This is a genomic window from Spirillospora sp. NPDC049024, from assembly GCF_040649235.1.
GTDB lineage: Bacteria > Actinomycetota > Actinomycetes > Streptosporangiales > Streptosporangiaceae > Spirillospora.
Map to the genome: position 1 here is coordinate 272,954 of NZ_JBEZFD010000005.1, position 11,694 is coordinate 284,647.

13 protein-coding genes are annotated in these 11,694 nt (G+C 73.8%); 5 read left to right on the forward strand and 8 right to left on the reverse strand.

The genetic code is table 11. The features are described 5' to 3' along the window. Positions 1 to 81: 81 nt before the first annotated feature. Entirely contained in the window at positions 82 to 819 is a 738-nt protein-coding gene (locus tag AB0C21_RS11645) for an SCO6745 family protein (RefSeq protein WP_500203968.1), read from the reverse strand. Between the two features lie 183 nt (positions 820 to 1,002). Beyond that, a complete protein-coding gene (locus AB0C21_RS11650) occupies positions 1,003 to 2,583 on the reverse strand; it encodes an MDR family MFS transporter (RefSeq protein WP_500203969.1) in 1,581 nt (526 codons plus the stop codon). Positions 2,584 to 2,690: 107 nt separating this feature from the next. On the opposite strand from AB0C21_RS11650, the gene AB0C21_RS11655 reads away from it, so the two are divergent. Further along, complete coding sequence (locus tag AB0C21_RS11655) at positions 2,691 to 3,266, forward strand: TetR/AcrR family transcriptional regulator (RefSeq protein ID WP_500203970.1); 576 nt, start codon at positions 2,691 to 2,693, stop codon at positions 3,264 to 3,266. A 43-nt stretch (positions 3,267 to 3,309) separates the two neighbouring features. On the opposite strand, the gene AB0C21_RS11660 is transcribed toward AB0C21_RS11655, so the two are convergent. Beyond that, complete coding sequence (locus AB0C21_RS11660) at positions 3,310 to 4,707, reverse strand: PP2C family protein-serine/threonine phosphatase (RefSeq protein ID WP_500203971.1); 1,398 nt, start codon at positions 4,705 to 4,707, stop codon at positions 3,310 to 3,312. Positions 4,708 to 4,972: 265 nt separating this feature from the next. Then, on the reverse strand, positions 4,973 to 5,494 hold the full coding sequence (locus AB0C21_RS11665; RefSeq protein ID WP_500203972.1) for a MarR family winged helix-turn-helix transcriptional regulator: 522 nt from the start codon (positions 5,492 to 5,494) through the stop codon (positions 4,973 to 4,975). 356 nt (positions 5,495 to 5,850) lie between these two features. Here AB0C21_RS11665 and AB0C21_RS11670 point away from each other — a divergent pair, with 356 nt between their 5' ends. Next, positions 5,851 to 6,291, forward strand: a complete 441-nt coding sequence (locus AB0C21_RS11670; RefSeq protein WP_500203973.1) for a hypothetical protein — start codon at positions 5,851 to 5,853, stop codon at positions 6,289 to 6,291. Positions 6,292 to 6,297: 6 nt separating this feature from the next. Here the strand turns inward: AB0C21_RS11670 and AB0C21_RS11675 are convergent, their stop codons facing one another. Together AB0C21_RS11675 and AB0C21_RS11680 are read right to left on the reverse strand one after the other, a co-directional pair. Further along, positions 6,298 to 6,891, reverse strand: a complete 594-nt coding sequence (locus tag AB0C21_RS11675) for a TetR/AcrR family transcriptional regulator (RefSeq protein WP_500203974.1) — start codon at positions 6,889 to 6,891, stop codon at positions 6,298 to 6,300. Positions 6,892 to 6,922: 31 nt separating this feature from the next. After that, positions 6,923 to 8,086 carry an acyl-CoA dehydrogenase family protein gene (locus tag AB0C21_RS11680; RefSeq protein WP_500203975.1) on the reverse strand — a complete coding sequence of 388 codons (1,164 nt, stop codon included), beginning with the start codon at positions 8,084 to 8,086 and terminating at the stop codon, positions 6,923 to 6,925. A gap of 98 nt (positions 8,087 to 8,184) precedes the next feature. Between AB0C21_RS11680 and AB0C21_RS11685 the strand changes: the two genes are divergently transcribed. Genes AB0C21_RS11685 through AB0C21_RS11695 form a run of 3 tightly spaced genes read left to right on the forward strand, consistent with a single transcriptional unit; the run spans position 8,185 to position 10,731 of the window. After that, on the forward strand, positions 8,185 to 9,306 hold the full coding sequence (locus AB0C21_RS11685; protein WP_500203976.1) for an enolase C-terminal domain-like protein: 1,122 nt from the start codon (positions 8,185 to 8,187) through the stop codon (positions 9,304 to 9,306). A gap of 52 nt (positions 9,307 to 9,358) precedes the next feature. Further along, a complete protein-coding gene (locus AB0C21_RS11690; RefSeq protein WP_500203977.1) occupies positions 9,359 to 9,886 on the forward strand; it encodes a DUF2243 domain-containing protein in 528 nt (175 codons plus the stop codon). Next, positions 9,883 to 10,731, forward strand: a complete 849-nt coding sequence (locus AB0C21_RS11695; protein WP_500203978.1) for a cytochrome c oxidase assembly protein — start codon at positions 9,883 to 9,885, stop codon at positions 10,729 to 10,731. Before AB0C21_RS11690 ends, AB0C21_RS11695 begins: the two co-directional genes overlap by 4 nt. Here the strand turns inward: AB0C21_RS11695 and AB0C21_RS11700 are convergent. Beyond that, positions 10,710 to 11,264: a phytanoyl-CoA dioxygenase family protein gene (locus AB0C21_RS11700; RefSeq protein ID WP_500203979.1), complete on the reverse strand. Its 555-nt coding sequence runs from the start codon at positions 11,262 to 11,264 to the stop codon at positions 10,710 to 10,712. The genes AB0C21_RS11695 and AB0C21_RS11700 overlap by 22 nt on opposite strands. Before the next feature lie 36 nt (positions 11,265 to 11,300). Continuing rightward, positions 11,301 to 11,642: a phytanoyl-CoA dioxygenase family protein gene (locus AB0C21_RS11705; protein WP_500203980.1), complete on the reverse strand. Its 342-nt coding sequence runs from the start codon at positions 11,640 to 11,642 to the stop codon at positions 11,301 to 11,303. Positions 11,643 to 11,694 lie beyond the last annotated feature (52 nt).

The following is an 11,694-nucleotide window of genomic DNA, read 5'->3' on the forward strand; positions in this document are numbered from 1 at the left end:
ACAGTCCCCGGATTGCGCGATCTCCGCCCGGTCCTTGTCCGTCCGCGACAAGACCGGCCCCGGCGCGCTCCGCGGAACGGCTCAGCCGAGGACGGCCGCGCCGACCGCGCCGATCCGCTCGGCGAACTCGGCCCGCTCGGACGGCGACAGCGCCCGCTCGTAGACGGCGGCGGAGAGCCGGTCGGTGATCTCCTCCGCCTCCACGCGCCGCGGCCGGAGCGCGGCGCAGTCGGGGAGGTCGCCCTGCCAGCCGAAGAAGCGCGCGATGTCCGGTCCGTCCTGCGTCAGGATCGCCTCCAGCGGGGAGAGCCCGACGGCGGTCGTCGCGACGAGATGCAGGCCGCCGCGCAGTTCCCGCAGCACCTGCACCAGCTGCATGAGCCGGGCCCGGGTGGCGTCCGGCAGCGTTTCGGCGCGCCAGCCGCAGAACAGTGGGAGCCCCGACCCCTCGGCCGCGCGCACGACGCGCTCGGCCAGCTCGCAGAGGCGCGGGTCCTCCGGCAGGTGGGCCTCGCCCCAGGCCGCGCAGCCGAGGATGTACCGCCGCGTCGCCTCGCGCGCCCCGGCGACCGCGATCCCCTCGTCCCACTGGGCGCGGACGAAACCGGGCTCGAACCAGCCGAGCGCCGCCGAGACCACGTCGGCGTCGACGTCGCCCATCACCCCGCCCCGTCCGGCGAAGTAGTACGCGAACGGGTTGTCGTACCCCTGCTCCTCGCCGTGCTCCGCCGTGCGGCGCGACAGCATCCACCGCGACCCGACGTCGTGGATGATCTTGTCGGCGGCACGGACGGTCTCCGCGGCGCTCAGCTCGCCCATCGCTGCTCTCCCGCTTTCTCGCTGATCAAGTAAGCGAAAGGTTACTGCCCGGTCGGGGCGGCCCCGCAAGGGGATCGGCCCGGGGCCGTGGCTCGTCTGGACCGCGGACGTCGAAGCCGCCGCCGCAAAGCGCGGCAGGGGCCGTCCTCGACGAGGACGGCCCCTGACCGGTGCTGCGCCGTGTCAGATCGCGACGGGTTCGGTGACCGTGTCGTCCTGCGGGGCGGGCCGCTCCGCGGGACCGCCGCGCAGCGGGGTCTCGCGGATGAACCAGGCGGCGACGATGGCCAGCAGGGTGAACGCGGAAGCCCAGAGGAAGACGCCGTGGACACCGGAGGCCACCGCGTGCTCCACGGCGTCGCGCACGTCGGTCGGCATCCGCTTGAGCAGCGCCGGGGTGAGCCGGCCGCCGCTGCCGGAGATCGACTCGCCGGCCTTCTCGCCCAGCCGGTCGCTCAGCCCGCCGGTCAGGCGGCTGCTGTAGATCGCGCCGAGGATCGACACGCCGAGGGAGCCGCCGATCGTCCGGAACAGGGTGGCCGCGCCGCTGGCCGCGCCGATGTCCTTCATCTCCACGCTGTTCTGCGCGATGAGCATCGTGTTCTGCATCAGGAAGCCCATGCCGGCGCCCAGCACGAGCATGAACAGACCGGTGGTGAGCTGGGTGGAGTCCACGGTGAGCCGGGACAGCAGCAGCATGCCCGCGGTCATGACGACCCCGCCGACGATGGGGTAGACGCGGTAGCGCCCGGTGCGGGTCACCAGTTGCCCGACGGTCATGGTGGTGACGAGCATGCCCATCATCATCGGCAGCAGGAGCAGGCCGCTGTTGGTGGCCGAGGCGCCCTGCACCAGCTGCTGGAACTGCGGCAGGAAGGTCACCGCGCCGAACATCCCGAAGCCGACCAGGAAGCCCAGCACCGAGGCCAGCGTGAAGTTGCGGCTGCGGAACAGGCTCATCGGCAGGATCGGGGATTCCGCGCGCATCTCCCACAGCACGAACAGGACCAGCAGGACGGCGGCGCCGGCGCCGAGGCCGATGATCATGGCGGAGGCCCAGGCGTACTCCGTGCCGCCCCAACTGGTCATGAGCGAGAGGCAGACGATGCCGGCGGTCAGCAGGACCGCGCCGATGTAGTCGATGCGGGCCGTGCTGCGGGGACGCTTCGGGAGGTGCATGGTCAGCGCGGTGACCACCAGGGCGAGGGCGCCCAGCGGAAGGTTGACGTAGAAGGCCCACCGCCAGCTGAGGTGGTCGGTCACAAGGCCGCCCAGCAGCGGGCCGCCGATGAAGGCCAGCGGCATGACCGCGGCCATGAGCCCCTGGTAGCGGCCGCGCTCGCGGGGCGGCACCAGGTCGCCGATGATGGCCATGGCGCCGACCATGAGGCCGCCGGCGCCGAGGCCCTGGACGCCGCGGAAGGCGATCAGCTGCGTCATGCTGTGCGCCATGCCGGCCAGCGCCGACCCGGCCAGGAACAGCACGACGGCGGCCATGAACATGCCCTTGCGGCCGTACATGTCGCCGAGCTTGCCCCAGATCGGCGTCGCCGCGGCGGTGGCCAGCGTGTAGGCGGTGACCACCCAGGACAGGTGCGCCACCCCGCCCAGCTCGCCGACGATCGTGGGCATCGCGGTGCCGACCACCATGTTGTCGAGCATGGCGAGCAGCATGCCGATCATCAGCCCGCTCATCACGATGTACACCTGGCGCTTGCTCCGGGGCGGCTCCGCCGTCCCGTTCTTCGTGAGTGACGTACTCATCCCTGTCCCCGCTCCGTCCGACTTACCTGCCGCCCGGCTAGTTCTTACCTGCCGTACGGTAGACTCGGAACTAGCCGGTCGTCAAGTAAGTTGAGGGGGAGGACGCGATGACCCGCCGTCGAGGCGACACCCGCGCACGGATCCGCAGTGTCGCGCTGGAGCTGTTCGCCGAGCAGGGGTACGAGAAGACCTCGCTGCGCGAGATCGCCGAACGCCTCGATGTGACGAAGGCGGCGCTCTACTACCACTTCAAGACCAAAGAGGACATCGTCGGCAGCCTCTTCGAGGACTTCCGCGCCGAGGGCGAGGAACTCCTGGAGTGGGCGCGCGGGCAGCAGCCCACCCCGGCGTCGCGGCGGGAGTTCGTGCGCCGCTATGCCGAGATCATCGAGGGCCCCGGCAAGGAGATGATCCGCTTCATGCAGATGAACGAACCGGCCGTCCGAGAGCTGAAGGCCGCCTCGGACCTGCGCGAGCGCATGAAGTCGTACGCCGAGTTCATGGTCGACGAGAAGGCGGGCCTGCCCGACCAGATCCGCGCCCGCCTGGCCCTCCTCACGCTGCACATGACCCACTTCGCCATGCGCGACACCGCCTTCAGCGAGGACGAGGTGCACGCCGCCGCCCTCGAGGTGGCCCTCGGCCTCGTCCCCGACGACCGGCCGAGCCCGCCGGCCGAGTGACCGGAAGGCCGCCGGCCGGGAGCCGCCTGCGAGCGGCTCCCGCCTAGACCGCGGACTCGCCGTGCAGGGCCACGTGGGGCGGAACCGGGGAGGCGCCGCCGGACGGGCTGTGCCAGTCGAAGCACACCACGACGGCGTCGTCGGCGAGGTCGGCGCCCTCGTGGAACTCGATGAGCTCGTCGATGACGGTCAGCGGGACCTCGGCCGCGGGCTGCAGGCGGCTGCGCCGGGTGGCCTGCTCCAGCAGGTGCGTCCCGTACTCGCCGCCCTTCGCCTTCGCGCCGAAGACCCCGTCGCTGACGATCACCAGCCGGTCGCCGGGTTCGAGCCCGAACCGCTGGGGCCGGTACTCGGTGTCGGGGAACATGCCGAGCGGGAGCTGCTGCTCCAGCGGCACCCGCGTCACCTCGGAGCCGCGCATCAGCAGGAGCCGCGGGGAGCCCGCGTCGATGACGTGCACGGTCCCGTCGACGAGGTCGATCCGCATGACGAGGGTCTCGGTGAACTCCCGGCCGCCGTAGCGCACGTGCACCATGTCGTTCGCCAGGCTCGCCTGCTCGCCGAGGTCGGCGCCCGACCGCCGGGCGTTGCGCAGCGCGCCGACGGTCAGCGACGTCAGCAGCGCCGCCTTGATGCCGGTGCCCGCGCCGTTGGTGACGGTCAGCGCCAGGTGGTCGTGCTCGACGGACCAGTCGAAGTTGTCGCCGCCGATCGAGTAGGCCGGCTCCAGGTGCCCCGCGAGGCTGAACGAGGTGTCCGCGTGCGCGTGGCCGGGGAGGAGCTGCCACTGCAGTTCGGCGGCGAGCGTGAGGCGGTGCCGCCGCCTGGCCCGCTCGTACCGGTCGGTCCGGGTCCACGCGACCTTCAGGGCGCTGCCCAGCAGCTCGCCGATCTCGGCCAGCTCGGCCGTCTCGGCCGCGGTCCACGGGGCGGACGACCCGAGCTGCAGGACGCCGATCCGCTCGCCCCGCGCGCTGACCGGTATATAGGTCCCGGTCTCGCCGGAGCCGTCGCCGTCCTCCGCGGGGGCCACCAGGACGCGGCCGGTGGCGAACGAGCGCCCGGCGGGGCTCTGCCGGATCCCGATCGGCTCGGTGGCCTCCTCTGGCGGCTCGACGGCCTCCTCGGCGGCCGCCACCGCGGCCCGCGCCTCGCCGGCCGGGGCCGCCGGGCCGCCGGGGCGCGGCGCGGCCAGCAGGGGCGCGACCGGCATCAGGGCGCGCGAGTGGTAGTCGGAGACCAGGAGCCGGGCGGTGGAGACGCGGGGGTACTCCCGCGAGAGCGTCGCGGCCAGCACCTCGGGCAGCGCGTACGCGGGAGCGGCGCGCAGCGCCCGTTCGACCCTGGCCGGGGGGCTGCCGTCGCCATCGGCCGGGCGGCCCCGGCCACTCTCGGCCGGGCGGCCGTGCTCATCCCCGGCCGGGCGGCCGTGCGTGCTCATCGAGACCCCATCTCATCACTGCGTGCCGACGCGCCGGACGCGGCCGCATCCCGTGCGGCCGGCCCGGGTACGGAGGCCGGACCGCGGGAGCGGCCGTCCCCCTCGACCGGCCGTTCGACCGCGGGAACGCGGCTCTGTCATCGGGTCCGCCCCGTCTCGGACGCAGGACCGCACGGGAAGACTGCCAAAGAGTTTGCCGTATGGCAAATACTTGATATCGAGCTGCGGAAAAAGCAGGTACGAACTGGCCGGAAACGGGCGCCGGTCAGGCCGTCCGGGACCCGAGGACCCCACCGCCGCGCTCGCGCCGCTCGCCCGCCTGACCGAACTCCGTGAGCGCGTCGAGCAGTCGGGCCCGGGACGCGGGGGACATCTGCGCCAGCACGTCGCGCACCGCCGCGCGGCGCCGCCGGACCAGTTCGGCGTGCAGCCGCTCGCCCTGGTCGCTCAGCCGCAGCACGATCTCGCGCCGGTCGGTGCGGGCGGCCTCCCGCACCAGCAGCCCGGCCGCCTCCAGCCGGTCGCACAGCCGGCTCGTGGACGAGGGGATCGCGCCGAGCTCCTCGGCGAGCCCGCCGAGGTTCAGCCGGCCGAACCGCGCGATCACCTCCACGGCGCGCAGCTGGATCGGCGAGATGGCGGGTTCGAGGCCCTGGTCCGCGCGGTTCCAGAGCAGCGTGGTCGCGCTCAGCACGCGCTCCACGGCGGCCGCGACGTCGTCCGGCACGGCGCCGGCCACGTCGCCCGCCTGCTCTTCGCCTGACGGCCGCGGTCGTCGCTGACTCACACCCCAGCCTTTCGCACGGAGTCCCCTTCGGCGGCCCTTCCCTCCGGCCCCCGGCGGCCCCGCCGCGCCGCCTCCGGTCGGAACCGGACGGTACGGTCGCGGGCCCTACCACGATAGGGGGTCGGACCGTCACGGCGCGACGCCCGTGCCGGGCGCGGGCGGTGGCCCCCGCACCGGACCTGCCCCGCCGCCGGGAGCGTACGCCATACGGGGGGCGTCGCGGCAGCGCGACGACCGGCGCGCGTCCGAACCCGGCGGCCCCGCCGCGCGTACGACGTGAGGGGGCCCGCGGGCCCGGGACGGCGAGAGCGTGGATGGACAGGGATCGTGAAGCCTGCGCGAGGTGACCGGAGTGGGTGACCGGAGTGGGTGACCGGGCGGCGAGCGCCGGGCTGGTGTCGCGGCTCCTGGAGGCGCTGGAGGACGACTGCGCGGAGTGCGGAGGGACGGGCAGCACGCCGAACGAGCGGTGGCTCGCCTGGCACCGGCGGGCCGGCGAGCTGATCGCGGTCGCGCAGGCCGCCCGCCGCGCCCACGAGTGGCGGCCGGCCCCGGGCGTGCCGCCGGGGGCCGCGCCCGCGTCCCCGCCCGTCGCCGCGCCCGAACGGCCCGCCCCCGCCGAACCCGCCATCGTGACCGCCGTGGAACGCGCCATCGACGACCACATGAAGGCCCGCCCGTCCGAGCCGGAGAAGGAGCGCTGCGCCGCGTGCCGGGGGCTCGGCAGGGAGCTCACCCCGGCCGGGCGGCAGCTCGCCGAGATGCTCGCACGGCACGGATTCGTCCGCCGGGAGTGAGCCGGGCTAGGGAGCGAGGAGGATCTCCAGCATGCGTTCCCCCGGGTCGGGGCCGGACTCGGGGACGAGGTAGCCGCCCGCCCAGACGCGCAGCATCAGCTGCGCCCGAAGACGTGCCTCCTGCTCATCGAACCCGAGGCCTTCCAAGCAGGCGACGATGTGCCCCAGCAGGGCCCGGTCGGCGTGCCGCACCGCCTCCTCCGCCGCCGGCTCGTGCTGCGCCCACAGCCGCATCGCCCGGTCGATCGGCGCGACCTCGCGGCCGAGCGCCTGGATGCGGCGCAGCCGCTCGCGCGGGTCGGCGGTGCTGCCGAGCGCGAGCCCCAGCATCTCGTCGGTCCGCTCGTGCGCCCACCGGTCCAGCAGCGCCCGCATCAGCTCGGGGCGGTCCCGGAAGTGCCAGTAGAAGCTGCCCTTGGTGACGCCGAGCCGGGCCGCCAGCGTGGTGATCGCCACGCCGCGCTCGCCCGCGCGGGCCAGCTCCCCGTAGGCCGCCTCGATCCAGTCGCGCCGCGCCACCCTGGGCCGGGCCGCCGCCTTTCCGCCGCCCGTGTCCTCGACGCCCGCTCCTGCGCCGGCCGTTCCCGTGCCGCCCGTCATCCGACCCCCTGCCTCCGCCGCCGGGCCGCCGTCACACCAGGGTCACCGGGCCGGGGTCCAGTCCCAGCTCGATCCTGCCGTAGAGGGCGTACGCCGCGTCCGGTTCGAACACCACGTGCCCGGAGATCGTATTGACGTCCCGCTGCGCCCGCTGGAACGGGGAGTCACTGAACTGCGCGCTCGCCCCGGCCGCCGAGCACAGGTCGTTGACGACCCGCCGGGCGGTCCCGGCGACGTGCGCCGCCACGAGCCGGGCCCTGGCACGGCGCCGCATATCGCAGCCGCCGTCCGCCACGGCGCGGACGACGCCGCGCAGCGCGTCCTCCAGCAGCAGCCGGGCGGCGGCCAGGTCCGCGGTCGCCGCCGCGAGCCGGACCTGCGCGCCCGCCGTCTCGCGCTGCCGCTCGCCGGAGTAGGCCATCACCCGGCCCCGCGTCCGCTCGGCGAACAGTGCCAGCACCCCCTCGGCCACGCCGAGGACGGGCGCCGCGCCGGTCAGCGCGAACACGGGCACGAGCGGTGTCCGGTAGAGCGGCCCGGAGTGGACGAGGGAGCCGGGCGAGCGCCCCTCCGCCAGGTCGGCGAGCGGCACCGACCGGTGCGCCGGGACGAAGACGTCCGGCACCTCGATGTCGTTGCTGCCGGTGCCCCGCATCCCGCTGGTGTGCCAGACGTCGTGCACCGCCACCTCCTCGCGCGGCAGCAGGAACAGCCGCGGCTCGATCGCGTCGCCCTCGGTGACCAGCGCCATGACCATCACGTGCCCGGCGTGCATCACCCCGCTGCCCCACGACCAGCGCCCGGTGACCCGGTGCCCGCCGTCCGCCGGCGCCGCCGTCCCGCCCGGAGACAGGACGCACGGGATCAGCGCGTACGGCCGGTCGGCCCAGACCTCGGCCTGCGCCTGCTCGGGGAACAGCGCGACCATCCAGTTGTGCAGCGTGTAGATGACCGAAAGCCAGCCCGTGGAGGCGCATCCGGCGCCCGCCTCGCGGCACGCCGCCGCCATCTCCTCGAACCCGAGCTCGGCGCCGCCGAACCGCTTCGGCACCAGCATGTCGAACAGGCCGGTCCCGGCCAGGTCGGCGATGGTCTCGTCGGGCAGCCGGCGCGCGTCCTCGGCGGCCCGCGCGCGTTCGGCGAGCGTCGGCGCGAGGGCCCGCACGCGGTGCGTGATCTCGTCTCCATACTCCATGGTACGGAACCATACTCCTAGGTATGGTGCGGTGCCGAGGCCCTCTCCGGTTTAGGTCCGGCCCCAGCGGTAGGTAGACGCCGACGGAGGGAGAGCAGATGCGTCCGCGGGGCGAGGTCGAGGTCGACGGGGTCGGAGTGCACGCCTTCCAGGTGCCCACCGACGGGCCCGGCGGCCACGAGGAGGACGGCACGCTCCGCTGGGATTCGACGACCCTCGTCCTCGTCGAGGTGCGGGCCGGCGGGCAGGCCGGGATCGGCTACACCTACGGGGACGTGTCGGTCGCCGCGTTCGTGGAGTCCAAGCTGGCGTCCGCGGTGCAAGGCGCCGACGCGCTCGCCCCGCCCGCGGCCTGGGAGCGGATGTTCGCCGGGATCCGCAACGCCGGACGTCCCGGGGTCGGGGCGATGGCGGTGTCCGCCGTCGACGTCGCGCTCTGGGACCTCAAGGCGAAGCTGCTCGGCCTTCCGCTGTTCAAGGTGCTTCCGGCGTTCCACGACCGGGTGCCCGTCTACGGCAGCGGCGGCTTCACGAACTACCCCCTGGACCGCCTCTCCGACCAGCTCTCCGGCTGGGTCGGGCAGGGCATACCGCGGGTCAAGCTGAAGGTGTCGCGGCGGCCGGAGGAGGACCCGCGGCGGCTCGCGGCCGTCCGGGACGCGATCGGGGACGCCGAACTGTACGCCGACGCCAACGGGGCACTGACGCGCAAGGACGCCCTCTACTGGGCGCGGCGGTTCGCCGAGGAGTGGGACGTCCGGTGGTTCGAGGAGCCGGTGAGCTCCGACGACGTCGTGGGGCTGCGCCTCGTCCGCGACGAGGGGCCGGGGCGGCTGGAGGTCGCCGCGGGGGAGTACGGGTTCGTCCTGAAGGACTTCGCCGGCCTCCTGGACGGCCCCGCGGTGGACTGCCTCCAGGCCGACGTCACCCGGTGCGGCGGCATCACGGGCCTGCTCCAGGTCGCGGGGCTGTCCGCCGCGCGGCAGATCGACCTGTCCGCCCACTGCGCCCCGGCGGTGTCGGCGCACGCGTTCTGCGCGGTCGACCGCCTGCGCCACCTGGAGTACTTCCACGACCACGTCCGCGTCGAGGGGCTGCTCTTCGACGGAACGCTCACCCCGGAGGACGGCGCCCTCGTCCCCGCTTCCGACCGTCCCGGCCTGGGGCTGGACGTCAAGTGGAGCGACGCGGAGCCCTACCGCACGCACGGCTGCCGCTGATCGGAGAGACATGACCGCGACCGTTCGAGCAAGCCGCCCAGGCGTGACGCCGGTGGACCTGCGATTGCCGGGGATCGTTCTCGGCGTGGGCCTCGGCGGGTTCGTCGACGGCATCCTGCTGCACCAGCTCCTGCAATGGCACCACATGCTGACCAGCACCAACACCGACAGGATCGGGGTGAAGTACTACTCCCCGCGCACCGTGTCGGGGCTGGAGATGAACACGCTGTGGGACGGCCTCTTCCACGTGGTGTGCTGGCTGTCGGTCCTGACCGGCCTGGCGATCCTGTACTCGCGTGTCACGCACCGGCGCCGCCGGGTGTGGACGTCGGCGGCGCTGTGGGGCTGGATCCTGGTCGGCTGGGGCCTGTTCAACGTGGTCGAGGGGATCATCGACCACCAGATACTCGGCATCCACCACGTCCACGGCGGTCCTCACCAGATCTGGTGGGACGTCGGGTTCCTGCTGCTCGGCGTCGTTCTGGTCGCCGTCGGCTACCTCGTCCAGCGCACCGCCAAGCCGCTGTCCCCGTCCGGAGCCCATGACGGACGGGCGCCGAACCCGGGACGGGACGCATGACGCCCGCCACCCCGCTCCTCCAGGCGGTCGGCCACCCGATGCACGAACACGGCGGGAGCGCGTCGCCGCTGGAGGCGGTCCTCCCCCTGGCGGCCGTGGGACTGGTCGCCGCCGGCTACCTGGCGCTGTGGTGGCGGGGCCGCCGCCGGAACCCGGCCCGGGGCCCGGGACGGATGCGCGCGGCGGTGTTCCTGACCGGATGCGCGCTGCTCGCGCTCGCGCTGTCGGCCCCCATCGACGCCTTCGCCGACCGCGACTTCCGCGGGCACATGCTCCAGCACCTGCTCATCGGCATGTACGCGCCGCCGGCCTTGGTGCTGGGCGCCCCGATCACGGTCCTGCTGCGTGCGGTCCCCGCCGCCCAGGCCAGGACGCTGACCGGCGTTCTGCGCAGCGTCCCTCTTCGGATCCTGGCCCACCCGGTGACCGCGCTGGTGCTGAGCGCCGGCACCCTGCCCCTGGTGTACTTCACCCCGCTGTACAACGCGGCCATGGAGGAGCCGGTGCTGCACATGGCGCTGCACGTCCACTTCCTGCTGTCGGGCTGCCTGTTCGCCTGGGTCATCGCGGGCCCTGACCCCGCCCCGTCCCGTCCCGGCGTCCTGGCCCGGCTGGTGGTCCTCGGCGTGGCCGTCGCCGCCCACGCGACCGTCTCCCAGCTCGTCTACGGCGGCTTCCTCATCGACATCCACGCGCCCATCGCCCAGGTGCGCGGCGGCGCCGAACTCATGTACTACGGCGGCGACATCGCCGAACTCCTGCTCGCGTTCGCCCTCGTCGCCACCTGGCGCCCGGCCAGGACCACCGCCCGACCCCGACCCGCTCAACGAACCACCGCGGCCTGACCGGCCGTCCGCCACGCCGCCAGGTCGAGTTCCGGGTACCGGAGCGCCGTCCCGGCCAGCGTCTCGGGCGTCCAGTAGGGATGGCCGGGCGGCGGGAACCCGAAGGCCTGGAGCTGCCGCGGATCGGCGCGGTGGACGAAGTCGACCCATGCCCGTTCGTAGCCGCGCATGGCCCATCCCATCCGCTGCCCCCAACCGACGCCGGACGGCCGGAACCCCAGATGCATGCTGTACCGGACGCCGCGCGGCGCGGTCAGCCCGGTGCCGCGATGGAAGGTCCCCGCCTCGAACGCGATGACCGTCCCGGCGGGCCCGGCCCCCGACACCTCGGCCTCGTAGAGGTCCGGCCCGCCATCGGCGTCGAGGAAGCGCCCGGAGCCCGCCCGCCCAGGCCGCAGAAACCAGTTGGGCACGGAAGGCAGCGCCGCGGTGTGCCTGCGGGAGACCAGATGCGGCGGCCCGAGCTCCTCGGGCACGTCGCTGAGGAAGACGAACATCTCCAACTGCTGAAACTCGGCCGCTGTGCTCGGCACCAGGAGCGTGTGGTTGAGGTAGTCGCGATGCAGGTCCTAGTCGTAGTCGCAGGCGCCGGTGTACTTCGCCCAGGCCTCCGCCGTGTAGACGTGGAAGTCGCCGCCGCCCAGGAGCGCCTCGGCCAGGTCTAGGACGCGGTGGTGGACGGCCAGGAGACCGACCGCGGTGCTCGCGAAGGGGAAGGCGTCGATCCCGGCGAACTCGTCGCCGACGAAACGCTCCGCTCGCGGGTCGGTGCGGTCGTGGAAGCCCGCGGCCGTCGGGAACAGCAGGGGTAACTCGTCCACCGCCGCGCTCAGCTCGTCTCCCTGGAGGAACGCCGGGAGGATGACGAAGCCGTCGGTCTGCCAGGCGCGCGCGGCGTCCTTGAGGTCCATCGGCTCAGGATCATCGAGCCGCGAGAGCCGGGCAAACCGTTTTCGGCGGCTG